We start from the raw sequence: 24,126 nt of genomic DNA, 5'->3' as shown, positions 1-24,126 counted from the left end.
AGATCCGCTGCACGCTGGTGTGGGACAGGCCTGTGACAGCGGCCATCGAGCGCACGCTCCACTGCGTCGCTCGCGGCGGCTTCTCATGCAGGGTCATGTCGACAACCCGCTGGATCACCGCGGCCGTCAGGGGCTTGCGCCCTGGCGGGCGGGTGGCGTCCTTGAGAAGCCCGTCGACGCCCGCCTGCGCATAGCGGCGGCGCCAGCGCCTCACCGTCAGAGTGCTCGTGCCGACGCGGCCGGCGACCTCGGTAGCGCGCAGGCCCTCACCAGCCAGCAGAACAATCCGAGCCCGCCAGACGACCTTCTGGGATGTGTTGCGGTCACCGACCAAGCTCTCCAAGCGATCTCGATCAGCGGCGGGAACCTCAATGCGTTCGATCTTGCCCATCAGAGCAGGATCGCACGTCGGATCGGATTTCGGAATCACTCGTCAGTGACAGAACACTAGAGGCCGGTGATTTGCCCCTGGACCGCTCCTGATGGTCACGTCTCACAGGTCCCCCTTGCGAGCCCACCAAGCCGCTCTGGCCAACCTTGTGGCCGCCATGGCCCATGGCGAAGCGTCAGGGGGCACCGACATCCTCGCGGCGGTGACCCCTGGCGGCGGCAAGTCCCTCCTCCCGGTCATCGCCGCAGCGCGCCTGATCGGGGTCGGCCGGGTCGAGCGGATCTGCTGGGTCGTGCCTCGCGACAGCCTTCGCCTCCAGGCCGAAGAGGCCTTTGCTGATCCGGTCTGGCGCACCACGCTCGGCCACGCCCTCTCGGTTCGTGCAGCCGACAACGAACCCGACCCCAGCCGCGGCCTTGCCGGCTACGTCACCACCTACCAGGCCATCGCGGCAGCCCCGGACCTGCACCTAGCCGAGGTCCGCCGCCACCGCACCCTACTGGTGGTGGATGAGGTGCATCATCTGCCCAACCTCGGCGAGGATGAGCCGGCTGCCCCGCTATCATCCGGTCAAGCCCCCGCCTCGAGCGAGGATGCCTCGGCCTGGAGCCGGGCGCTGCTGCCGCTGCTTGAATCCGCCACCGTGCGCCTGCTCCTCTCCGGGACCCTGGAACGGGCGGATGGCCGCCGGATCCTCCGGCTGCCCTACCGCACCGGACCGGAAGCTGGCACGCAGGAGGTCGATCTGGAAGCTCCCGGTTGGGCGATCATCGGCTATTCCCGGGCTCAGGCGGTGGCGGAGCGCGCGGTGCTTCCCGTCACCTTCGGCGCGCTGGATGGCGAAGCGAGTTGGCTGCAGGCGGGACGAACGGCGACGGAAGGTGTCCGGCTCGGTCCGCACCGCCTGTCGGGGCGGTACCCGACCGTAACCACCCGCCCGGCCCTCTTCACCGCCCTGCGCACCGGCTTTGCCCGCGAGTTGCTGCAGGAGGCTTTCCGAGCCACGCGCAACCTTCGGACCCACCGCCGGGCAGAGCGCGGGCTCGCTGTCGGAGAGACCGCCCAGGGCTTGGGCAAGCTGCTCGTGGTGGCTCCTGATCAGCGCAGCGCCCGCCGCTACTGCGAGATGCTGCGGTGCTGGATGCCGCCTCAGCAGGCCGAGCGCGAAGTGCGGCTGGCGACCTCCGATGAGCGGAGCGCCCCCGAGGCTCTGGCCGCCTTCCGGCTCATGGCGGAACCCGCAATCCTGGTCACGGTGGCCATGGCCTACGAGGGTCTTGATGCGCCGGAGGTGGCGGTTGTAGCCGCCTTGACCCACATCCGCAGCCGCCCCTGGCTCGAGCAGATGATTGCCCGGGCCACACGGGTGGATCCCCACGCCGGTCCCTACGAGAGTCAGAGCGCCCTTGTGTTCCACCCGGACGATCCGCTGTTTGCCCGTTTCCGCCGCGGTATCGAAACCGAACAGGGAATGCTGGCGCGCCAGCGTCGGCGCAATGCTGAGGCCGGGATACCGTCCTGGCTTGCCGAACATCTCGCCATGCATCGGGACGAGGGGGAAGGACGCGGGATCACGCCTTTGGAGAGCAATGCGCTGGGGCTGCGCTATGCGAGCCTGAAACCGGGCCCAGCCTTCGATGAGGTCCGCCCGGAACGACAGGTCGCCCCAACGCCCGTGACCGAATCTCCATCCGCGGCAGAGCGGCGCCTGCGGACCCGCATCAGCGAGGCCGTGGCGGCTCAGGCGGTAGAGGACGAGGCCAATCGGCGGGTGCCGCATAGCGGAGAGGGGCTGTACCACCGCTACAATGCCGCGTTGAAGCGGGTGCTCGGCAACAAGGGACGAGCCCGGATGACCCTGCCGGAGCTGGAGGCTGCGTTAGCCTGGCTGGAGCGTAACCGCCTTGTCGATCATTTCCACCTGCTGGAGGGCGATCCCCGCTATGCCTGGACCGCGGCCCGGCGGCGGCGGGCTGCTTGGAGCCGCTTGTTCGCACATTCTGATACCGGTCCCACCGATTAACCTCGGGCGCCAGCCCTAAAGCCGAACATGATGAGCCTCTCGGTCGTGGTTCTGGATCCCAACGGCTCCCGACCTGGGCGGCCGAACCCTCGTTCAGTTGACCACAAAGGGTTCAGACGAGCCGTTGCTGCCATCAACCTGCCGTGACACCTCCCTCTGCGGGGCGGTGTGCAGGATCATCTGGCGGCCGGACAGAAGACAGCGTCTCCGTTTTGGTCACCACGGGCTCCGTCATTGACCCAGTCTGATCCGTCGGCTATTGTTCCCGATCTGTTCCCTTGGCGTAGCCTGCGTTAGTTGCGGCTACGCCTCCATCGGAGTGGATACGCTCGGGCCATGGCCACTCACACGGCATCGCGCACACTGTTCTTCTTCGAGAAGCCTTCGGCCATGCGTCAGCTGCAGCGCTTTTTCAAATCGCCGAGCACAGTCTGCGTCTCGGCCGAGGGCCACCTCTTGGCGGCTGAGGAGCCCGGCAATGTACGGGACGAGTGGAAGCCCTGGCGCTTCGACACCCTCCCGATCGTGCTCGAGCGCATTCCTGTCACCTACGGCACTAATCGCTCCGGCCAGTCGCACAAGCCGAAGGTCGAGGCGATCAAGCAGGCTCTCCAAGGCGTAGAGCGGGTCATCATCGCCACGGACCCTGGCCGAGAAGGCTCAATGATCGCCTGGGAGGTGCTTGAGCACCTTGGCTATCGCGGTCGGGTAGATCGTCTGAAGCTGGCAGCTCTTGATGAAGTCTCGATCCGACGCGCCTTTGCTGCCATGGCCAAGGAGCCGGACTCGGGTGAGCGGGACTATGCCGCCTATCTTGAAGCCTTGTGCCGCCAGTATGAGGACTATTATCTCGGTCTCAACGGCACACGCGCCATCTCATTGCGGTTGCGCCCACCGGCCTTCCGTGAGCCATGGCGCTTTGGCGGTGTGCAGACGCCAACGCTTGCGATCCTTGCCGACCTGGAGAAGCGCATCCGCGATTTCGTCCCACAGGACTATTTTAAGATTGCTCTGGTCGTTACAACAGAGAATGGCGCCGAGATAACCCTCTGGCATGCACCGAAGGACAAGATCCTCGACAAGCAGGTTGCCGAGACGATCCAGCAGGCCGCCGCAAGCTGGTCAGGACCGCTGGGTGTCGAGCAGAAGGATGTGCGCCGATCGCCCCCTCGCCTGTTCTCAAAAGACACCCTCGCCCGACGCTGCGCCAAGCGCTTCGGCTGGGATCCGCAACACACGGCAAAACTCGCGCAGGACCTCTACGATCAGGGATATCTCACTTACCCCCGCACTGAGTCTGAGCACCTGCCCGAGAGCCAGATAGGCGACGCTGCCGCGGTGATCGGCAGCATAGTCGGAGCCCTGACCGATCTTGCTAGCCTCGTGCCAGCCACGGGCGATCTGGTGTTTCGCAAAGGCAGCAAGGGCCACTACGTCAAGGACCCAGGCGAGCACCACGCGATCGTGCCGCTGCGCAAGGTGCCCCAGGCGGTGAGCATCAGCGCAGAGCATCTCCGCCTCTGGGAACTGGTCGCCAAGAGCTTTCTGGCAGCCCACCTGCCTGATGGCATCGATGCGCGCACCACAATCACTGCGCAGGTCCCAACGCCACTTGGCCCAAAGCGATTTTCAATCAGTGGCAGCGTGATCAAGTCGCCAGGCTGGCGCGCCGTCTATGGAGCTGACGCCGACGAGGACAACGAGACTGTCCCCCGGCAAGGTAAAGCCGGACGAGGAGCCCACCACAGGGCGCCTCCCACCCATACGGGATCACGGGCCTGGAAAAGCAGCCGATGCCCGGATCGAGACAGCCAAAACCGAACCACCACGTCGGATCACCCGCGGCGAGTTACCCGTCGTCATGGGGCGCCTCGTCGATCAGGTAGAAGACCCGACACTTAAAGCTGCTCTCGAGAACCCGGCGAATCCGAACGAGCCCAAGGGTCTCGGGACCGCCGCGACCCGCGATACGATCCTGCCCAAGCTCCAGAAGAGCCAGTATGTTGAGTTGCTGAAGGGTAAGGACCCGCCGATCCAGGTGACGGAAGTTGGTCTCGCATTTATTTCAGCCGTTCGGCGTGTTTTTCCCGCCTATGGTGACCCAGTTGGCAGGGCGATGTTCGAGGCGGATCTGGCCGAGATTGGGCGTGCATCCTCGCGAACTGAGGCGATCGGTAAAGCCGCAGCCTATCAGGAGCGAACCCGAAGCCGTGTGAGTGAGCTGATCACGACGATTGGCCAATCGGACACTGTCGCTCTTGATCCAACTTGCGTTCCGACACCCTCCACAGCAGACGCGAAACCACCAACAAAGGCAATGATTGCTTTCGCGACGTCGATTGCTGCGCAGCGAGGCTTGAAACTGCCCCGAGGGCTCAAGACCAATAGTGCTATCTGCCGGACGTTCCTGGATCAGCATGCCCCCAACGATCAGCCGAACCTGCAAGGGCAGCGCAGCAGAACGGCCCGCGTCCTCCAACTGAGGCGATGGCGCGCTATGCACGGTCACTTGCTGAACAGAAAGGGATAGAGTGTCCACCCACGGTGCTAGCTGACTTCACCGCTTGCCGAACTTTTCTTGATGAGCACTCGTCAAAGGCGCAGCATCCTCCAGAAAAGAACCGGGCTGGCACTCCAAAAGGCCGCCGTCCTGCCGCCCGCGCCGGCAACAGCAATGATAAACCGAAGCGAGCGTCTGCGTCCGTGAGGAGGCCGACTGAGTCAAGGGCAAAGGACCCACGTTGGGGCTCATGATCGCGCAATGTAGCTTCCGGCAGAGACGAATAGCCATGGCGCCGGCCCTGATCGGGAAGCCGACGCCGAGGCGAGTTTGAGCCGAACTACGGCGCGGGCCAGGGCATAGCCGCATTCACCGTTGAGACCGGACCGACACCCTTGTTGACGAATTTCTGCAGGCGCTTACCCGTATAGGTTTCTGTCGTGTAGATGTTCCCCTTGGAGTCCACGGCGATAGAGTGCACGCCGAGGAACATGCCTGGCTGACGGCCGCCATAGCCGAAATTGTACAGCTCTTCCATGGTCTGGCGATTGAATACGCGCACATGCTCGTTCACGCCATCAGCGACGTAGAGGAACCGTTGCTCGGGATCATGGGAGAAGTCGATGTCCCACACCGAGCCGTCGGCCAAGGTCTGCGTGGCGACGAACACCTCTTTGACAAAGGTCCCATCGGTGCGGAAGATCTGGATACGATCATTCGCGCGGTCGCAGACATAGACCAAGCCGTCATTTGAGACATTGGAGCAGTGCACGGGATTGGCGAACTGCTGGGCCACCGGAGCTGCTGGATTGTAGGGCGGCAGGACCTCGTCAGTCGGCGGCTTGCCGTAGGCCCCCCAGTAGCGCTTGATCTTGCCCGTATCCATGTCGACCACGGCCACACGATGGTTGAGATAGCCATCCGAGAGGTAGGCTTCGTTGGCGTTCTCAACGAGGTCGATCTTTGCGACCCGACCGAAACTCTCCTGATCATGGCTGTTGGCCTGATAGGTCGGCGCGGCGGCCGGGGCAGGCGTGGCGGCGCCCGAAGCAGGAGCCGCCCCCGCCGAAGGAGCGGCAGTGCCCGCGACGGGAGTCGCCGCGCCCGCGGCGGGAACGCCGCCGCTCGGCGCTACGCCGGCATACCCGGCCAGTGGATCCGAGGCCGCAGCCGCGGCCTTCGCCTGGCGAGCACCCGCCCGGCCCCACTGGGCGACGAATTTGCCGTCGCGGGTGAATTTCAGGACGTGCGCATCGCCGGCGCCATTGCCGCCGATATAGACGAAGCCTTCTGCATCGACTGCGATGCCGTGATTGGACGATGGCCACTCATACTCTCTCGTCGGAGAGGGGCCGCCCCAAGCATTCACGAGATTGCCCGCCTGGTCGAACTCCATGATCGGGGGCGAGGGATTGCAGCATTCGCCGACACGTTGGCCGGCGCGGTTGCCAGTGATCGGAACGGCCAACTCCGTATTGTCCAGAGCGGCCGGGTCCGAGCCGCGGTGGACGATCCAGATATGGTCGCGCGAGTCGACCGCCACGCCGATCGTCTGGCCGAGCACCCAATTGTTGGGCATCGGCTTTGGCCAGAACGGATCGACCTCGAAGCGCGGGGCCTCCTTGCCCTGCGCAATCGCCTTCTGCAGCAGGAGCTGGCCCGTGCCGAGCGCCGCCATCACCGCCAGGAAACTTACACCGACTAACGCCCTGCGACTCCAGAAGAGCTGTCTCATTTTGTTTCCTCCCGGCCCCCTTGCCGGGCAGCTTGGCGCCGCTCTTGTCAATATGTTGAAATGTAGCCAAGCTGGGCTCTGCTGTCGAGAACCATCGAGAATCATGGCGCCCCTTAGGATCGTCTTTGCATTCATCATCGCAGCCGCCCTGCTGATTGGCTGGCCCATGCGCACGTCAGCCCATGAAGTGCCCAACGAGGTCACGGTCCTGGCTTTCCTGAAGTCGGAGGGCAAGACACTGACCTTCCTGGTGCGGGCGCCGATGGAGTCGCTGCGCGACGTCGATGTGCCGCTCAAGCCCAACGGATTCCTGGACCTGTCGCGGATCGACGTGTCGCTGCAGCACGCCGCCCAGATCTGGATCCGCGATTTCGTCGAGGTCTACGAGAACGGCGCATTGCTGGGGAAGCCCCAGCTTGTCGGCGCGCGGGTGTCGCTGGCCTCCGACCGTTCCTTTGCGAGCTATGACCAGGCGCTGGCCCACATCCAAAGCAGTCCGTTGCCAGCGGACACGGAGATCTATTGGAAGCAGGGTCTGCTGGACGTCGCCTATGAATATACGATTCAGTCGGACCAATCCGATTTCGCCATCCGGCCAGGACTGACCCGCCTCGGGCTCCAGGTCAACATCATGATGCGCTTCCTGGCACCTGACAGCCCGGAGCGTGTGTTCGACGTTCACGCCGATGTCGGCATTGTGCACCTCGATCCGAGCTGGCTGCAGGCGTTCCTGCTTTTTGCCGAGGACGGCTTCCGCCACATCCTGGGAGGCATCGACCATCTTCTCTTCCTGCTCGCCTTGGTCATCCCATTCCGGCGCTTCCGCCCGCTCGCCGTCGTGGTGACCGCCTTTACGATCGCTCATTCGATCACGCTGATCGCTTCCGCCTATGGCTTGGCGCCGAACGCCTTGTGGTTCACGCCACTGATCGAGACGCTGGTTGCGATCTCAATCCTCTATATGGCGCTGGAGAACATCGTCGGCCCCAGCACCGAGCGGCGCTGGTTCGTCGCCTTCGCATTTGGCCTCGTGCATGGTTTCGCCTTCTCGTTCCTTCTGAGCGAACGCCTGCAATTTGCCGGCTCGCACCTGATCACCTCACTCTTGGCGTTCAATGTCGGTGTGGAGGTCGGCCAGCTGGTCGTGCTGGCGGTCGCGGTGCCGGCGCTTGGTCTCTTGTTCAAGTATGTGGTGCCCGAAAGGATCGGCACGATTATCCTGTCGGCACTGGTGGCGCATACGGCCTGGCACTGGATGACGGAACGCGGTGCCGAACTCGCGCAACATCCCTGGCCGGTCATCGACGCAGCGGCGCTGTCGACCGTGCTCTGGTGGGCGATGGCTGCAGTCGCGGTTGGAGCGATGCTCTGGCTGTTCTCTGGCCTGGTGCGAGGCTGGCAATTGCCGCGTGGCGGAGAAGGTGATCGGGCCGCTCCGCCCCAGGCATCCTAGTCCCGTGTGGTGTCGCGCATACCGCCTGCCGACCTGTTCGCCCAGAGGCTCGCCTTGCCCATTGCGCCGACGACATCTCTTGCCCTTTCGATTCATCTGGGCCTCTTTCGCGCGCATGCTCCTCCGATCATGTAATACAGCCTCTCCGCACGACAGCGCTTGGAGGATGCATCGGGCGCTTGACATGCAAAAGCCCTGGCCAGACATTCGCTCGATAGCCCTAGCCAGGGGCTAAGCTATGGCACCTCTATGACGATCGATATTGACCAGTTGACCGAGGCCGAGCTCATCGATCTCAACCACCGCATCGTCGAGCGCCTGCGCTTTCTCGACCAGATGCGCGCTCATGTAGAGATGCTGGAATTCAGGATTGGGGACCGTGTCACCTTCCAACCTCCCGGCCAGGGTCGTCTTGAGGGCATGCTGACGCGCTACAACCAGAAGACTGTGACGGTGATCACCGACTCTGGGCAGAAGTGGAACGTCTCGCCCGCTGTCCTCAGTAGGGTCGAGCCGGCCAAGGGCACCAACACGGCTGGATCCAGCGTGCTCCCGCTCACCAATCGCTGACGCAACTATTGCCCCGGGCAAGGTTGGACGAGAAGCGTTCGGCCGGCTTCCCTCCTGAGCGCCTTCGCTGGGCCAGGATCGACGCGGCTGTTCCAGAGGGGGACGGTCAACAACTTGGTCTTGCAGCCGGCACAATGCGGCGGGCCTATCCGTCCAATCGTCACCTGTGCGATCGCCAACTTCAAAACGCACGGCACAAACGGAAAGGCCCCGGAGTGATCCGGAGCCCTTCCAGTGAGATGAAAGGAGCAGGACTTAGAAGTCCATGCCCCCCATGCCGCCACCCATGCCACCGCCCGGCATGGCTGGAGCGGCTTCCTTCTTCGGCAGCTCGGCCACCATGGCTTCCGTGGTGACGAGCAGGCCGGCAACTGAGGCGGCGTCCTGCAGAGCCGTACGGACGACCTTCGCCGGATCGACGATGCCGGCCTGGACCAGATCGACGAACTCCTCGGCCTGGGCATCAAACCCGAACGTCTCGGACTGCGCATTGTCGGTGATCCGGCCGACGACGATCGAGCCCTCGACACCGGCGTTCTCGGCAATCTGGCGGATCGGAGCCTCCAGCGCCCGCAGCACGATGCTGATCCCGGATTGAATGTCTGGATTGTCACTCTTCAGCTCGGCGACTGCCGCCTTGGCGCGCAGCAGAGCCGTGCCGCCCCCAGGCACGATGCCTTCCTCAACCGCCGCCTTAGTGGCGTGCAGCGCATCGTCGACACGGTCCTTCTTCTCCTTCACCTCGATCTCGGTGCTACCGCCAACATGAATGACCGCGACACCGCCGGCGAGCTTCGCAAGGCGCTCCTGCAGCTTCTCGCGATCGTAGTCCGAGGTGGTCTCCTCGATCTGCGCCTTGATCTGCTGGATGCGCGCCTCAATGTCCGACCGGTCACCGGCCCCGCTGACGATGGTGGTGTTTTCCTTCTCCACCCGAATGGTCTTGGCCCGGCCGAGCATGTCGAGGGTGACATTCTCCAGCTTGATGCCGAGGTCTTCGGAGATGGTCTGGCCCTTGGTGAGGATCGCGATGTCTTCCAGCATGGCCTTGCGGCGATCGCCGAAGCCAGGAGCCTTCACGGCGGCGATCTTCAGGCCGCCACGCAGCTTGTTGACCACGAGGGTGGCGAGCGCCTCGCCTTCGATATCCTCGGCGATGATCAGCAAGGGCTTGCCGGTCTGCACGACAGCCTCAAGGATCGGCAACATCGTCTGGAGCGATGACAACTTCTTCTCATGGATAAGGATGTAGGGATCCTCGAGCTCGGCCACCATCTTCTCGGCGTTGGTGATGAAGTACGGCGAGAGATAGCCGCGGTCGAACTGCATGCCCTCGACCACATCCAGTTCGGTGGCCGCCGTCTTGGCTTCCTCGACGGTGATGACACCCTCGTTGCCGACCTTCTGCATGGCTTCCGCCAACATACGGCCGACCTCGGCATCGCCGTTAGCCGAGATGGTGCCGATCTGGGCGATCTCCTCGGACGAGGCGACCTTCTTGGCGCGGGCCTGGATGTCCTTCACGGCTTCAGCCACCGCCGTGTCGATGCCGCGCTTGAGGTCCATCGGGTTCATCCCGGCGGCCACAGCCTTTGCGCCTTCACGAACGATGGCCTGGGCCAGCACCGTCGCGGTCGTGGTACCATCGCCCGCTACCGTGCTGGTCTTACTCGCCACTTCGCGCACCATCTGGGCGCCCATATTCTCGAACTTGTCGGAAAGCTCGATCTCCTTGGCGACGGTGACGCCGTCCTTGGTGATGCGCGGAGCCCCGAAGCTCTTTTCCAGCACCACGTTGCGGCTCTTGGGGCCCAGCGTGACCTTCACCGCATTGGCGAGGATGTCGACGCCGCGCAGCATGCGATCGCGAGCATCAGTGGAGAATTTTACGTCTTTGGCAGCCATGAGCTAACCTCCTGTGATTTCTTCTCTGGTCGGGCCTGAGCTGTTTTAAGCGGCCTTCTGGGCTTCGGCGATCTGTTCGACCACGCCCATGATGTCGGATTCCTTCATGATCAGGAGGTCCTGACCATCGATGCGCACCTCGGTGCCGGACCACTTGCCGAAGAGCACGCGGTCCCCAACCTTGAGGTCGAGCGGGGTCACCCGGCCGCTCTCGTCACGGGCACCAGGTCCGACGGCGATGATCTCGCCCTCCTGGGGCTTTTCCTTAGCTGTATCGGGAATGATGATGCCGCCGGCCGTCTTCTCCTGGGCCTCAATGCGGCGGACGACAACGCGGTCGTGCAAAGGACGAAAGGTCATGAGGGCCTCCTCGTTCTGAGAATCAAGGCACTCGTCTGCGTCAGGCAGCGCTGTTAGCACTCGACGCATAAGAGTGCTAACGGGAGATAATCATGCTGCCGGGAGAGCTGCAAGCCCATCCTTTCGGATAGGTGAGCCCGGAGAGAACCGGATCCTCGGGAGCAACGTTAAACCCATAGGCTGCTTGGCCGCTCGGAGGTTCAGTCGTGTTGAGTTTTGAGGCCGTTGAAGAGGTCTGTGAAAGCAAGCAGACGACGCTTGTCATCCACCCGGCGATCCGCCGCGCGATCAAAGGATACGAGGAGAGCTTCTACGTCGGACTGCGCTGCTACCTGGCGGGAGAGTCCGACGGCGTGTACTTCCTCCCCCTCCATGGGGGTGGCTACGTGCGCCTCGCTTTCTCGAAGCGGGTTTCGTCCGGGGGGCATAATCTCCTCAGAATTGACCCGCTGACCAAGGAGGGGCTGGCTCGGATCAAAGCCTCCTTAGGCTGACCAAGCTTGGCGCAATAGCACCTCACTTCCGCAAGCAAGCGCCGCGGGTACTGGATTATGGTGCCCTCGTCGAGCCAAGGGTTTACCGTAGCCGGGTTGGTTTCTTTGCGAACGTTGCCGCACGTGCATGGTCTCCCCGTGCAGGTCCGAAGCCGAGCACGCTCCAGCTCGGAGTCTTGAGTCATATCAGCCGTGTAACGGCGAAACGCTCTTGAGGAGATCCCCCATGGACATCCGAGTTGCCGGTTCGATCGCAACCAGGCGCGCTCCTGCAAATGCCTGTTCCAACAGGATGTGGCACGCCGCGATCGTCGACGCGCCGCCGCCTGCCCGGGTTCGCGCCGTTCGTGTGAGCTTTGAACCGGGTGGCCCGCACCGCCTGCCATACGCACCCGCTGGGCCAGACCCTGCATGTCATCTCCAGAGGCGGTCGGTTTTAGACCTTTGGGTGGAGCTGTCCGGGAGATCCGGCCGCACGACGCCGTTTGGATCCCGCCGGGCGAGAAACATTGGCAGGGAGCCCACGTCACCTGGATGGAGCATATGTCCGACGAGCAGTAAAACGCCGCACCGGGGCCCTGAAACGGGCTTCCTCCCCCTCGGCTCCTTGCTCGTGATCACCGCAAGCACAAAAGGCCAAACCGTCCCGGAGAGCGCCATGACAGACCACGACCATGACAGTAGCCACGATCCGCACGAGCACTGGAAGCACCACGGCGTCCAGGTGATCAAGGGCGACCGCCTCGATCCGAACACGGCCCAGACCCCGGGCATGTTTCGCCAGGCCGCGATCAATCATGCCCGGGTGGGAGCCCAGAAGATCTGGGCGGGCACGGTTTCGATCCAGCCGAACGCCAAGACCGGGGTGCACCATCACGGCGAATTGGAGAGCGTCATCTATGTGGTGCGGGGCAAGGCTCGTATGCGCTGGGGCGAGCGGCTGGAGTTCGTCGCTGAGGCCGGACCCGGAGACTTCATCTATGTGCCGCCCTTTGTCCCCCATCAGGAGATCAACGCCAGTCCCGACGAGCCCCTCGAATGCGTGCTGGTGCGCAGCGACAACGAAGCCGTCGTGGTGAACATCACCGATGTGGACCCGGTTGAGCAGCCGGAGGAGGTTTACTGGGTCGACCCGATCCACAAGCAGCCAGAATAAGGCCAGGGCAGCACCCCTGAGACAAACTCAACGACGGCCCCGATGCTTTCACCGGGCCGGCAGCGGGTTCGCTCTGCCCGCCCACTCGCCCGCAAGATCAACCCGAGGACGGAAGTCACGCCCACATGCAAGCCTACAAATCGCTGGAAGAACGCTTTGCCCGTATCGGCTCGATCGAGGACGCACTCGGCATTCTGCAATGGGACACGGAGACCATGATGCCCCAGGGGGCCGCCGACAGCCGCTCCGATCAACTCGCAACCCTCAAGGGCATCGCCCATGAGCTCCTCACCGCACCCGACACGGGCGACCTCCTGGGCCAGGCGGAGCAGGACAGCGACCATCTCGACGAGTGGCAACGCGCTAACCTGCGTGAGATGCGGCGGATCTACCTCCATGCCGCCGCGGTTCCAGCCGATCTCGTTGAGGCCAACTCCAGAGCGGTGTCCCGGGCGGAGCTGGTATGGCGAGAAGCCCGTCAGAACGGCGATTTCGCCCTCCTCCTCCCGCACTTGGCGCAGGTGCTCTCCTTCCAGCAGCAGATCGGCCAAGCCAAGGGCGAGGCGCTGGAACTGTCCCCTTACGACGCTCTCCTCGACAGCTACGATCCCGGTCTGCGCCAAGCTGCCATTGATCCCCTTTTTGCCGAACTCGGCGCCGAGCTGCCGGTGCTGGTTCGGGAGGCGCAGGAGCGGCAGAAGCGCCTCCCTGCCATCCAGCCACTCAACGGCCCCTTCCCTGTCGATGATCAGCGGCGTATTGGGGAGCAGTTGATGAAGGCCGTGGGATTTGATTTCAACCAGGGCCGGCTCGATGTGAGCCTGCACCCCTTTTGCGGCGGATCCACGGGCGACGTCCGGATCACCACCCGCTACAGCGAGGCAAACTTCATGAGCGCGCTCATGGGGGTGCTTCATGAGACCGGTCACGCTCTCTATGAGCAAGGCCGCCCGGAAACGTGGCGCCGTCAGCCGGTCGGGCTGGCGCGTGGCATGAGCCTGCACGAGAGCCAATCCCTGCTCATCGAGATGCAGGCCTGCCGGAGCCGGGAGTTCGTCACCTATCTTGCTCCCCTCGTGCGGGAGACGTTCCAGGGAGAGGGTCCAGCCTGGAGCCCGGAGAACCTTCATCGGATCCTGACCAGGGTGGAGCCGGGCTTTATCCGCGTGGATGCCGACGAGATCACCTATCCGGCGCACATCCTGGTCCGCTACACGCTTGAGAAGGCGCTGATCGCCGGCGACCTCCTGATCGAGGACCTGCCGTCCGCTTTCAACGAGGAGATCAAAAAGCTTCTCGGCCTCACGGTGCCCGATGACAGCCTGGGCTGCCTGCAGGATATCCATTGGCCTGGTGGCGCGTGGGGATACTTCCCGACCTACACGCTCGGGGCCATGACGGCGGCTCAACTCTTCAGGGCTGCCTGCCAGGCGGATGCGGACATCCTCCCAGGTCTAGAGAAGGGTGATTTCGCGCCGCTTCGGAGCTGGCTGCGCGCCAACGTCCATGCGAAAGGCAGTCTGATGACCACGGACCAGCTTGTGGCTGCCGCAACCGGGCAGCCGCTGACGGCGGAGGTCTTCCGCGCTCACCTGCGGGAACGGTACCTCACGCACTGAGTCTTGCGCCTGAAGTGCATTGATCCATGTTGTCCCGGAACCAGGATTGATTGGCGCGCAAGCGGCAGGAAAGACTCTGAGAAACGAATGAAAGTGATCAGCTGCAGCCTGAGCCGGGTGGCGTGCCGGACCCTTATCCTGCTGTCCGGGATTCTCGTGTCCCTTGGGCTGTTTGCCGAACGGTCGGCAGCGCAACCCGATCCTGATCCGTGCCGGCCGGTGCGGTTTGCGGACAGCGCCTTCGTGGTCTGCACAGTGGATCTGCGCCGGTACGACGTGAGGCTGTTCTGGCGCGGGCCGGACGGGGATGTGCTCGGCTCGTTCAGCCGCTTGAAAGACACGCCGGAGGGTTCACGCCTCGCCCTCGCGATGAATGCGGGCATGTACCACGAGGATCGCTCACCGGTGGGACTTTACGTCGAGAACGGCAAGGAGCTGAAGGCGGCCAACACCCGAAACGGCCCCGGAAACTTCCACCTCAAGCCCAACGGCGTCTTTTTTGTCAAAGGCAATCGGGCCGGCGTGTTGGAGACGGATACCTATCTCAAGCGGAAGATCAGGCCGGATCACGCGACACAATCAGGCCCGATGCTCGTCATCAATGGGCGCATTCATCCCAAGTTTTCGGAGCAGAGCACATCCTTGAAGATCCGCAACGGCATCGGAGTGAAAGACCAGCACACGGTCGTGTTCGCGATATCAGACGATCCTGTCACATTCAGCGCGTTCGCCCGATTGTTCCGCGATCACCTGGGCTGCGCCAACGCCTTGTTCCTGGACGGCAGCGTTTCCAGCCTGTACGCGCCTGCACTGGAACGCATGGACTCGCTCCTGCCCATGGGTCCGATTGTCGGGGCTTTGCGGCGACGTCCATGATGCGGGACAAGGTTCGGGAAGAGGCGGTAAGGAGATCGGTTGGTGGGGATTACCTGTAGGGAGATCCCCATCCCGGCGAAGCAGAAAAACCCTCGTCGATCTTTTCCTGGATGCGCTGAAGGACGTGTATCACGCCGAGAAGCAGGTTCTGAGAGCCCTGCCGAAACTGGCGAAAGCCGCGGAGTCGGATCAGGTCCGCCAAGCTCTCGAAAAGCATCGTGACGAGACGGAGGTTCAGATCGAACGCCTGGAGCAGGTGTTCGAAATGCTCGAGAAGCCCGCGCGGGGCAAAACGTGTGAGGCCGTTCAGGGGCTCGTTGAGGAAAGCAAGGATCTCATGCAGGACTTCAAAGATTCTGAGGCGCTCGACGCTGCCCTCATTGCCGCTCAACAGTCGGTCGAGCATTACGAGATCTCGCGCTACGGCACACTCAGGACCTGGGCCGGACAGCTCGGCATGAAGAGGGCGGTCAAACTGCTTGAGCAGACGCTTCAAGAGGAAAAGAAGACCGACGAGCTTCTGACCCAACTTGCCGAAGCGGCGGTCAACCTGAAGGCGGCTTGAGCTGGTTCAGCGCGCCCCCCGCGTCCGGATCCTGAAGCGGCCAGATCCAACATGCGCCTGCTCGGACAGCCCTCTGCCTGATGAGTGCCCCCGAACCACAGGCTCGGTTGCTGCGGCAGGCTTGACCTCATGGTTTGGTCCGCTGCCATGAGGGTCCAGACGGATTTCAGTACGGCAATGCGCGACGAGGCTGTTCCGTCAGCCTCTGCTCGCGATCAATCAGAGCCAGAGTTGCCTGAATGCGCGGAGGGAGCGGTTGCCTGATGACCTCTGCGTAGATCGAGCGGAGATCTTGTCCGATCCGGCGCAGGAGTTCGGCATCGCTCGTTGCTAACGCTCGCCCGCCGTCGGTTCCGTTCTCCATTTTGACCTCCTGATCCGCATCCAGACCTTGGGTACAGCGGCGTTAGGCCCTCGTTAACCATCTTATTTTTTGTCTGTGGATACCGGGCAGAACCCTCCCTGCGCCCGGCTTCCGCCCTTGCCCGTCCAACATTGCAGGCAGTTTCGGGATTTCCCAGTGATGACGCTGGCATCAAGCCGAATCGCCGCAAAAAGCCCTGAAACAAACAGAGAACATTCTCCATTCGGAAAAGGAGAGCATCCTCGTCAGTGGTGCCATCCAGCGATACACTCGGAGAGGCCGGGTACGACTCCCGGCAGGCACCATGAACCAGATGATTCGACCCTCACAAGTGGATCAGAGGCCGGCACTCGAGACCCTCGCAGGCTCAATCGAGCGCATCACCTTTCACAATCCCGAAAACGGCTTTGCGGTCCTGAAAGTCCATGCCCGGGGCAAGCGTGATCTCATCACCGTCGTGGGCCATACCCCCGCGGTGTCGGCCGGCGAGTGGATCACGGCCAGTGGCCTGTGGATCAGCGACCGCACTCATGGTCTTCAGTTCAAGGCTGAGGTTCTCAAGACCACGCCGCCGACCGGCGCTGAGGGCATCGAAAAGTATCTTGCCTCAGGCCAGATGCGCGGCATCGGACCGGCCATGGCCAAGCGCATCGTGGCGGCCTTCGGCGAAAACACCTTCGAGATCATCGAGGCCGCCCCCGAGCGCCTGACCGAGGTGCCCGGCATCGGCCCCATGCGCGCCGCCCGCATCGTCTCAGGGTGGGCCGAGCAGAAGGCGGTGCGGGAGATCATGATCTTCCTGCATGCGCACGGCGTTGGAACGGCACGAGCGGTGCGCATCTTCAAGACCTACGGCTATGAGTCCGTCCAGGTCATGACCGAGGACCCGTACCGGCTGGCCAAAGACGTGCGCGGCATCGGCTTCAGAACAGCGGATGCCATCGCGGCCAAGCTCGGGATGGAGAAGACTGCTCCCCAGCGCATCCGGGCAGGCATTTCGTTTGCGCTCCAGACCGCTACCGACGAGGGTCATTGTGCTCTGCCCGTCGAGGCGCTCACCCGGCTGGCCGAACAGTTGCTCGAGGTGGATCAGGCCCTCATCCGCACCGCTGTGGTCGAGGAGTTGGCCAAGGGCGAGATCGTCTCGGACACGATCAGGGGCGAGACCTGCCTGTTTCTCAAAGGGCTCTATCTGTCCGAGCAGGCCATCGCTGCCCGGCTGCTGGAACGGGCCTCCGGCCCGGCGCCTTGGCCGGAGATCGACCTCGACAAGGCCATTCCCTGGGTGGAGGGCCGCACGGGCAAGACCCTGGCGGCCTCCCAGCGCGAGGCGCTCAAGCTGGTGCTCGGCGCCAAAGTGGCGGTGGTGACCGGCGGCCCTGGTGTCGGCAAGACGACCCTGCTCGACACCATCCTGCGCCTGCTGGTAGCCAAGGGCGTCAGGGTAGCGCTGGCCGCGCCCACGGGGCGCGCGGCCAAGCGGATGACCGAGCAGACCGGGCTGGAGGCCAAGACCATCCACCGCCTGCTGGAGATCGACCCGAAGCACGGCGGCTTCTCGAAGAACGAGGAAAACCCGCTCGACTGCGATCTCCTGGTGGTGGACGAGACCTCGATGGTGGATGTGCCGCTCATGAACGCGCTCACGAAGGCGGTTCCCGCCCCAGCGGGCCTGCTGCTGGTGGGTGACGTGGACCAGCTGCCCTCGGTTGGATCCGGGCAGGTGCTGGCCGACATCATCGCCTCGGAGCGCATTCCGGTCGCTCGGTTGACCGAGGTGTTCCGGCAGGCGGCGGAAAGCCGGATCGTGGTCAACGCGCACCGGATCAACAAGGGCCGGATGCCTGAGCCGCCCAAGGCCGGCGACGAGAGCGACTTTTACTTCGTCGAGATCGCCGATCCCGAGGAGGGCGTGCCGAAGATCATCCAGATGATCAAGGAGCGCATGCCGCGCCGGTTCGGGCTTGATCCGATGAAGGACATTCAGGTGCTCTGCCCGATGAACCGGGGTGTGCTCGGCGCCCGCAACCTCAACATCCAGCTCCAGGAGGTGCTCAACCCCAACCCTCCCGCGAAGGTGGAGCGGTTCGGGTGGCGCTTCTCGCCGGGTGACCGGGTGATGGAGACCCAGAACGACTACGACCGGGAGGTATTCAACGGGGATCTCGGCACAGTGGTGCGGATTGACGACGAAGAGGGAGCGCTGATCGCCTCCTTTGACGGACGGGAGGTGTCCTACCCGTTCGGCGAGCTCGACACCCTCGTCCCCGCTTACGCAACCACGATCCACAAGTCACAAGGTTCAGAATATCCCGCCGTGATCATCCCGGTGGTGACGCAGCACTTCACGATGCTGGCCCGCAACCTGCTCTACACGGGCGTCACCCGAGGCAAGCGGCTGGTCGTGCTGGTGGGGCCAAAAGAAGGCGGTGGCAATGGCAGTCAGAGGTGGTCAGATGAAGAAGCGCTGGACGAAGTTGCAGGAGTGGCTGGCCACCACTTGAACGGATCCAGCCTTCAAGACTTGTCCGGCGGAAGGTCGAGCGGACGCCCGAGGCCGGTACCAGCCTGCTGCCGACGCCCTACGATTTCCCTGAGGTGACACAAGCTGCGTCATGCCACTGCTCGCCTATACCCACTCGGGGGAGCCGCTCGTTGCACCTCTGCTGTCCGATCACGAATGGGAGAACCTGAGATCCACGCGTAACCGCGACGTGTGGATGCCTCATGGGAAAGGACGGGCTATTCCCAAGGTCTCACGCCTCGGAACACGATTCTTCGCTCATCCTCCCGGGCAAACGTCTGCAGGGGCCAAGGAAAGCGACCTCCATCTCTCCATCAAGGCTCAAAGCTTGCTTGGAGCCCGGGCCGCAGGCTGGGAGGCTCTCCCGGAGCAATCCGGAACCACGCCCGATGGCCGTGACTGGCGGGCAGATGTCCTGTGCCGGCGGCCAGGGAAAGCCTGGACCGTCGCCGTCGAGGCCCAGGTTCAGCTCCAAGGCGAGGAAGCTTACCGCCAACGGCAGGAACGCTATGCCGCTTCCGGCATTCGCACCCTCTGGCTGGTCGCTCACGAGCCCGCGGCCCTGCACCACTACTGGCGCGAGCCCAACTCATATTTGCCAGCCTTCAAAACCACGGTCGGGAACAATCAGCACGGCCACCCAGAGGCGCGGGTGCAGATCGATGGCTTATCTCTAAGCATACCTGAGTTTGTGTCCGGCGCGCTCAGCGGCCAACTGCACTGGTCTGGGAACGGCCGGCACGGGATCCTCATGCTGGTTCTCCGCAAAGACCAGTGCTGGCATCGCACCTGCCGAAAGACTGTCCTCCTTGCCTACAGGGCCGAAACGCCACGGAGGATGCCGCTCGACCTCGAGGCGGTCCAGACGATGCACGGTTATGGCGACGCTTATGCCAGGGCGCGAGCGGTTCTGCCCGACCTTGCCGACAGTCCATGGCGGTTCAGGAAGGCCCTCGCGTCACGTTGCCCTTACTGCCGACGGGAGATCCGGTACCATAGCCATGACTGGGAGGGTCAGGACGTCCTTGATGTGCCGATCGGCGTCGATGTCGGTGAGCAGGGCCGACGCCTCGGCTTGACCCCACATGCACAATGGCATTGGGGGTCTCAAACCCGATGGACGCGCTGGGCTCCCCTTGGTGGCGTCGGCCTGATCTCCCCTCGCCGTCTCGCGATGCATCCAAGGCGCTTCGGTCCTAGGACGGACTGATGCGTCTCGCGGACGAAGCACTGGTTGCGGTGGCTTCGGCGGTCCGGATCGGCGACCTGGCAAAGGCTGCGCCCCGCGGCGCAGGCCCTTTGCCGCCTCAGGTCCCGCAGAAGGTCCGATAGACGCGCTGGTGCGGCTCCGGCGGTTCGGCGTAGTGCGCAGACGCCGGCTGATCCTCATAGGGCTGCGAGAGAACCATCAGAAGCTCCTCGAAGGGAGCAAAGTCGTCCCGCTCCACCGCAGCTTGGATCACGGCCTCCACGCGATGATTGCGCGGGATATAGGCCGGATTGACGGCGCGCATGGCAGCCCGGCGGGTTGCAGCGTCCTGCGGCTCCTGGGTCAGCCGCTCGCGCCATCGGGCAGCCCAGGCATCATAGGCAAGCGGATTGATGAAGAGGTTTCGGACGGCCTCGTCCGCTTCGGATCCGGCAGCGGCATCGCTTAAGCGCCGGAAGGTCAGGGTGAAGTCGGCCTGGTTCTCGGCCATGGCCTTCAGAAGATCCCCGGCAAGCGTCGGGTCGTCTTCGCGCTCCGTCAGCAGCCCGAGCTTGCGTCTGAGCCCCGCGTGATAGGCCGCCTCGAACTTACTCGAGAACGCCTCGAGCGCCTCGCTCGCTTCACGCACGGCCTTCTCCTGGTCCTCGGACAGGAGCGGCAGAAGCGTCTCGGCAAGCCGCGTCAGGTTCCAGAGGCCGATGCGCGGCTGGTTGCCATAGGCATAGCGGCCGTGCTGGTCGATCGAGCTGAAGACGGTCGCCGGATCGTAGGCATCCATGAAGGCGCACGGGCCGTAGTCAATCGTCTCGCCGGCGATGGACATGTTGTCGGTGTTCATCACCCCGTGGATGAAGCCGATGTGCAGCCAGCGGGCAATGAGGTCTGCCTGGGCGGCGATCACCTGATCCAGGAGCGCGTGATACGGTCTGTCGCTCTCGGCGGCCTGTGGGTAGTGCCGGCCGATGACATAGTCTGCGAGAAGCCGCAGCCCCTCCACATCCTGCCGGGCTGCGAAGAACTGGAACGTGCCGACCCGAATATGGCTCGACGCCACCCGGGTGAGAACGGCGCCGGGAAGTGGCGTCTCCCGAACAACGGTCTCCCCGGTCAACACCGCGGCAAGCGCACGCGTTGTCGGCAGCCCAAGCGCGGCCATCGCCTCGCTGACGAGATACTCACGCAGGACAGGCCCCAGCGCTGCCCGTCCGTCTCCGCGGCGCGAGAACGGCGTCGGACCTGAGCCCTTGAGCTGAATGTCACGGCGGATGCCATTTTGGTCGACCACTTCGCCGAGGAGGATGGCACGGCCGTCGCCGAGCTGCGGCACGAACTGCCCGAACTGGTGCCCGGCATAGGCCATGGCAATAGGCTCCGCCGCATCCGGAACGCGGTTGCCGGACAGAAGCGCAACTCCTTCGGGACTGGAGAGCCGATCCGGATCAAGGCAGAGTTGCAGGGCGAGATCCCGGTTCAGCCGGATGAGTCTCGGAGCCGTAACTGAGGTCGGCGTTAAGCGCGCGAAGAAGCGCTCCGGCAGGCGGGTGTAGGTGTTGTCGAAGGGAAAATGAACTGTCATCGGATCGATTTCACCGTCAGGGCCTCGTGAAATCGGACTGCATGCCCCTGAAAACAAGAGCCGGAGGGCGCATTCGACTGAAGCAGGTCAGCGGCGTCCTGCTCCCGATCCTGGACAGCGCCCCGGGGCCATTCTGTCCAGGAAAAGACGATTACCGCTCCCGCTCGACGATGCGGTACTCGACGTCGATAATCTCCCCTGCTCGGGGCGCTTGCGCCATCTTGCGGCGAAGCCGCCACCGCAAAATCATGACGGTGATAATGGCTGCAGGAATGAGGATCAGCGCGAGCCCGGCGGCCAGGACCATCAGCAAGAGGCCCAGCGAGACGGCGGCAATCAGCACCAGATTGGCGGCCCAGCGAGGCATCCGGATCAATCTGATGCCCGGATGGTGCGGATTGCGCGGGTCCATATCCCCCTCTTTGAGAAGCTCTGCTTCAACTGTCCCTTATATGCCGACGCGGGGAGCCGGATACAAGATCGAGGTGGAACCGGACATCTCAGCGCACCTCACTTCGCACCATGATCGCCGGAGTGTCAGGTGCTCGTCCTGAAGGTGGAGGCCTCGCCCGGAATCGAACCGGGGTGCAAGGATTTGCAGTCCTCTGCGTAACCACTCCGCCACGAGGCCATCCGGGACGTATGCTGGATCCGCTTGATAGTGGCGAGCCCCCCGAAGAGCAACTGCCCACTCTGACAAGTGCCTTCCCGGCCGGCAGTCCCGCGCGTGGGCTGCGCGCACAAGTGGCCAATCTCAGCCAGATCCAATTGAACCTCCTGTCGGAGCAGGCTCGGGCTCTGGCGGCAATCGGCGAGTGGAAGCGGTTGCAGGCTCAACTTCCTGCCGTCCGCGAAGAACTCAGGCAACTCATGGGTACCCGTGATCAGGCTCAGTCCGAACTCGTGGTTGCGCAACCGGAACTGAGCGGTGCGATCAACCGTGCATCTCAAGCGCATGGGGATGTTTCCACCACGGGATTGGTGGGGAGCAAGGCACCTGATCCCAAACAGGCGATTGCGGCCACGGCTCAAAAAGCATTGCCGAAGCTCGGCTATGGAAAGTTGACGGCTGACAGGGTCGTTGGGCCGGGCACGCGGCGTGCCATCGAAGCGTTCCAGCGGGACAAGGGACTGACCGTGACAGGCAAGCTTGATGGTCCGACGCTGAAGCAGCTGACCCGGTCCCTCAAGGTCGCCGCCCGTCGCGATGCAACGCCACACGTTGAAATGAGCATGCGTTGAGGTGGATCACGGAAGAGGCCGGCAGTTCCCCTCGAGAGCGGATGAGAGCACCTTGCGGGCTGTACCAAGAATATGTTTGGGCCACTGTCACCCTGAAGGACCTCTGGCCCTATTGTGGAGCCCCCCAGAATATTGGCATCAGGTTACTGATAACCGACAGGACCAATTGGCACTTGGCGGACCTTGGGCTCTCAACAGCGCGCCTCCACCGGGCACCCGCGCATTAACGATCTGGCGACCTGCATCCCGCTAGTCTGCCCCGCCAGGCTCATGCGTGCGCCTGGCCCATCGGCGGGGCGGAAGGTGCGGGAATGCGAGGGCAGGCTGATCTTTTCTTGGACTACGACGCACCGCCGGGTCCTATCGAGACCAGCCCCGCCAGTGAGATTGTCATCAAGGCGAGGCAACGCAGCGAATCCTTCAAAGCCCCCGATCATGAGACCGCCGCCCGAATGCTGGAGGCCACCGGCGACTATCGTGTCCTCCGCCGCTTGCAGCCCCGTCCGATCGTGGTCTCGGGTGTGCGTCGCCAGGGCGAGAAGATCGCCGTCATCGTCGACACCGAAACCACGGGCCTGGATCACACCCGGGACGAGGTGATCGAACTCGGCATGGTGGCCTTTCTGTATGATGAGGACGGCCGGATCGGTGAGGTGATCGGCACGTTCAACGGTTTGCGCGAGCCGAGCGTGCCCATCGGCCCGGAGATCACCCGCCTGACCGGGATCACGCCCGAGATGGTTGCGGGCCAAGTGCTTGATCTTGCGGCGGTCGAGCGGTTCATAGAAGCGGCAGATCTCATCATCGCGCACAATGCCCGCTTCGATCGCCCCTTCTGTGAGCGCCTGTCGAAGGGCTTCCAGGTCAAGGCCTGGGCCTGCTCCCATTCCGAGATCGCCTGGAGCGGGTTCGGCTTTGAAGGATCGAAGCTCGGGTACCTCCTGACCCAGTGCGGCTGGTTCCACCAGGGCCACCGGGCCGTCGAGGACTGCCATGCCCTGCTCGAGGTGCTGGCCTCCCCCCTCCCCTCCGGGGCCGGGTTTCCCTTCGGGCATCTGCTGGCCTCGGCGCGAAAGGCGCTCGTGCGCATCTGGGCCGAGGGCAGTCCGTTCGATATGAAGGATATGCTGAAGGCACGCGGGTACCGCTGGAACGACGGCACCGACGGCCGACCGAAGGCTTGGTGGGTGGAGGTCGACGAGGAGGCCTTTGAGGCCGAACTCGCCTTTCTCCAGCGTGAGGTTTACCGGCGCGAGGTCGAGCCCTTCAGCCAGAGAATCACCGCCTTCGAGCGGTTTCGGTCGGCACGCTAGTGTTGTGACTCTAACGCTTGTTTCGCACGGGCGACCTTTTCCAGGATAGCTGAGGCCGAGGCGGTCCAGACAAAGGGTCTCGGGTCGGCATTGTGGTGCTCCAGGTAGTCCATGATAGCACTCTCCAGATCGGGCACGCTCGTGAAGGCGCCCCGCCGAATGCGCTCCTGGGTGATCAGGGCAAAGAAGCGCTCAACCTGGTTGAGCCATGAGGCCGAGGTCGGCGTGAAGTGCAGGTGGAAGCGCGGAT

Annotated in this window: 20 protein-coding genes, 1 tRNA gene and 3 pseudogenes; 15 read left to right on the top strand and 9 right to left on the bottom strand. The window is 63.6% G+C overall.

Features of this window, described 5'->3' with window-relative positions:
- The coding region (locus tag FS320_RS19140; RefSeq protein WP_152713122.1) for a helix-turn-helix domain-containing protein at window positions 1-391 on the bottom strand (391 nt) is incomplete at its 3' end.
- 91 nt (window positions 392-482) lie between these two features.
- Here FS320_RS19140 and FS320_RS19135 point away from each other — a divergent pair.
- The 3 genes from FS320_RS19135 (at window position 483) to FS320_RS48015 (ending at window position 4,944) form a co-directional block, all read left to right on the top strand.
- Window positions 483-2,414 carry a DEAD/DEAH box helicase gene (locus tag FS320_RS19135; protein WP_152713397.1) on the top strand — a complete coding sequence of 644 codons (1,932 nt, stop codon included), beginning with the start codon at window positions 483-485 and terminating at the stop codon, window positions 2,412-2,414.
- A gap of 336 nt (window positions 2,415-2,750) precedes the next feature.
- Window positions 2,751-4,316, top strand: coding sequence for a type IA DNA topoisomerase (locus FS320_RS48020; RefSeq protein WP_420846748.1), 1,566 nt, complete (start codon window positions 2,751-2,753; stop codon window positions 4,314-4,316).
- Window positions 4,216-4,944, top strand: coding sequence for a DNA topoisomerase (locus FS320_RS48015; protein WP_420846749.1), 729 nt, complete (start codon window positions 4,216-4,218; stop codon window positions 4,942-4,944). Before FS320_RS48020 ends, FS320_RS48015 begins: the two co-directional genes overlap by 101 nt.
- Window positions 4,945-5,254: 310 nt before the next feature.
- Here the strand turns inward: FS320_RS48015 and FS320_RS45225 are convergent, their stop codons facing one another.
- The gene (locus FS320_RS45225) at window positions 5,255-6,649 is read right to left on the bottom strand and encodes an NHL repeat-containing protein (RefSeq protein WP_153885318.1); all 1,395 of its coding nucleotides are present in this window, start codon (window positions 6,647-6,649) and stop codon (window positions 5,255-5,257) included.
- Between the two features lie 103 nt (window positions 6,650-6,752).
- Here FS320_RS45225 and FS320_RS19120 point away from each other — a divergent pair, with 103 nt between their 5' ends.
- Window positions 6,753-8,102 carry a HupE/UreJ family protein gene (locus tag FS320_RS19120; protein WP_162003100.1) on the top strand — a complete coding sequence of 450 codons (1,350 nt, stop codon included), beginning with the start codon at window positions 6,753-6,755 and terminating at the stop codon, window positions 8,100-8,102.
- 249 nt (window positions 8,103-8,351) lie between these two features.
- Entirely contained in the window at window positions 8,352-8,672 is a 321-nt protein-coding gene (locus tag FS320_RS19115; RefSeq protein WP_152713395.1) for a hypothetical protein, read from the top strand.
- Between the two features lie 255 nt (window positions 8,673-8,927).
- Here FS320_RS19115 and groL read toward each other — a convergent pair whose 3' ends face one another.
- Both groL and groES read right to left on the bottom strand, forming a co-directional pair.
- Window positions 8,928-10,577, bottom strand: coding sequence for a chaperonin GroEL (groL, locus tag FS320_RS19110; protein WP_152713394.1), 1,650 nt, complete (start codon window positions 10,575-10,577; stop codon window positions 8,928-8,930).
- A gap of 45 nt (window positions 10,578-10,622) precedes the next feature.
- On the bottom strand, window positions 10,623-10,937 hold the full coding sequence (groES, locus tag FS320_RS19105; RefSeq protein WP_152713393.1) for a co-chaperone GroES: 315 nt from the start codon (window positions 10,935-10,937) through the stop codon (window positions 10,623-10,625).
- A gap of 206 nt (window positions 10,938-11,143) precedes the next feature.
- Here groES and FS320_RS19100 point away from each other — a divergent pair, with 206 nt between their 5' ends.
- The 6 genes and pseudogenes from FS320_RS19100 (at window position 11,144) to FS320_RS19080 (ending at window position 15,647) form a co-directional block, all read left to right on the top strand.
- The gene (locus FS320_RS19100) at window positions 11,144-11,431 is read left to right on the top strand and encodes a hypothetical protein (protein ID WP_162003099.1); all 288 of its coding nucleotides are present in this window, start codon (window positions 11,144-11,146) and stop codon (window positions 11,429-11,431) included.
- A gap of 226 nt (window positions 11,432-11,657) precedes the next feature.
- A pseudogene (locus tag FS320_RS48010) lies at window positions 11,658-11,992 on the top strand (cupin domain-containing protein).
- A 97-nt stretch (window positions 11,993-12,089) separates the two neighbouring features.
- Window positions 12,090-12,587 (top strand): cupin domain-containing protein, encoded by a 498-nt coding sequence (locus FS320_RS19095; protein WP_152713392.1) that lies wholly within the window; start codon window positions 12,090-12,092, stop codon window positions 12,585-12,587.
- Between the two features lie 125 nt (window positions 12,588-12,712).
- Entirely contained in the window at window positions 12,713-14,206 is a 1,494-nt protein-coding gene (locus FS320_RS19090; protein ID WP_152713391.1) for a carboxypeptidase M32, read from the top strand.
- Between the two features lie 87 nt (window positions 14,207-14,293).
- Window positions 14,294-15,082, top strand: coding sequence for a phosphodiester glycosidase family protein (locus tag FS320_RS19085; RefSeq protein ID WP_152713390.1), 789 nt, complete (start codon window positions 14,294-14,296; stop codon window positions 15,080-15,082).
- A gap of 34 nt (window positions 15,083-15,116) precedes the next feature.
- Window positions 15,117-15,647 (top strand): DUF892 family protein, encoded by a 531-nt coding sequence (locus FS320_RS19080; RefSeq protein WP_162003101.1) that lies wholly within the window; start codon window positions 15,117-15,119, stop codon window positions 15,645-15,647.
- 166 nt (window positions 15,648-15,813) lie between these two features.
- Here FS320_RS19080 and FS320_RS19075 read toward each other — a convergent pair whose 3' ends face one another.
- The gene (locus FS320_RS19075; protein ID WP_152713388.1) at window positions 15,814-16,011 is read right to left on the bottom strand and encodes a hypothetical protein; all 198 of its coding nucleotides are present in this window, start codon (window positions 16,009-16,011) and stop codon (window positions 15,814-15,816) included.
- Between the two features lie 304 nt (window positions 16,012-16,315).
- Here FS320_RS19075 and recD2 point away from each other — a divergent pair.
- Both recD2 and FS320_RS19065 read left to right on the top strand, forming a co-directional pair.
- Window positions 16,316-18,515: pseudogene (gene recD2 / locus FS320_RS19070) on the top strand (SF1B family DNA helicase RecD2).
- Between the two features lie 111 nt (window positions 18,516-18,626).
- Window positions 18,627-19,745, top strand: a complete 1,119-nt coding sequence (locus tag FS320_RS19065) for a hypothetical protein (RefSeq protein ID WP_152713387.1) — start codon at window positions 18,627-18,629, stop codon at window positions 19,743-19,745.
- Between the two features lie 97 nt (window positions 19,746-19,842).
- Here FS320_RS19065 and FS320_RS19060 read toward each other — a convergent pair whose 3' ends face one another.
- The 3 genes from FS320_RS19060 to FS320_RS19050 form a co-directional block, all read right to left on the bottom strand.
- Window positions 19,843-21,321, bottom strand: a complete 1,479-nt coding sequence (locus FS320_RS19060; RefSeq protein ID WP_152713386.1) for a protein adenylyltransferase SelO — start codon at window positions 21,319-21,321, stop codon at window positions 19,843-19,845.
- A 151-nt stretch (window positions 21,322-21,472) separates the two neighbouring features.
- A complete protein-coding gene (locus FS320_RS19055) occupies window positions 21,473-21,733 on the bottom strand; it encodes a hypothetical protein (RefSeq protein ID WP_152713385.1) in 261 nt (86 codons plus the stop codon).
- A 145-nt stretch (window positions 21,734-21,878) separates the two neighbouring features.
- Window positions 21,879-21,952, bottom strand: a tRNA-Cys gene (locus FS320_RS19050).
- A gap of 11 nt (window positions 21,953-21,963) precedes the next feature.
- Between FS320_RS19050 and FS320_RS19045 the strand changes: the two genes are divergently transcribed.
- Window positions 21,964-22,563, top strand: a complete 600-nt coding sequence (locus FS320_RS19045; RefSeq protein ID WP_152713384.1) for a peptidoglycan-binding domain-containing protein — start codon at window positions 21,964-21,966, stop codon at window positions 22,561-22,563.
- 311 nt (window positions 22,564-22,874) lie between these two features.
- On the top strand, window positions 22,875-23,876 hold the full coding sequence (locus tag FS320_RS19040; RefSeq protein WP_152713383.1) for a 3'-5' exonuclease: 1,002 nt from the start codon (window positions 22,875-22,877) through the stop codon (window positions 23,874-23,876).
- Here FS320_RS19040 and FS320_RS45980 read toward each other — a convergent pair.
- Window positions 23,873-24,126, bottom strand: a pseudogene (locus FS320_RS45980) (IS630 family transposase); the annotation flags it as partial. The gene FS320_RS19040 and the pseudogene FS320_RS45980 sit on opposite strands and share 4 nt — an antisense overlap.

The organism is Microvirga tunisiensis (genome assembly GCF_009296175.1).
Taxonomy (GTDB): domain Bacteria; phylum Pseudomonadota; class Alphaproteobacteria; order Rhizobiales; family Beijerinckiaceae; genus Microvirga; species Microvirga tunisiensis.
Note: the sequence above shows the minus strand (reverse complement) of the source record. Positions and strands in the feature narration are given on the sequence as shown.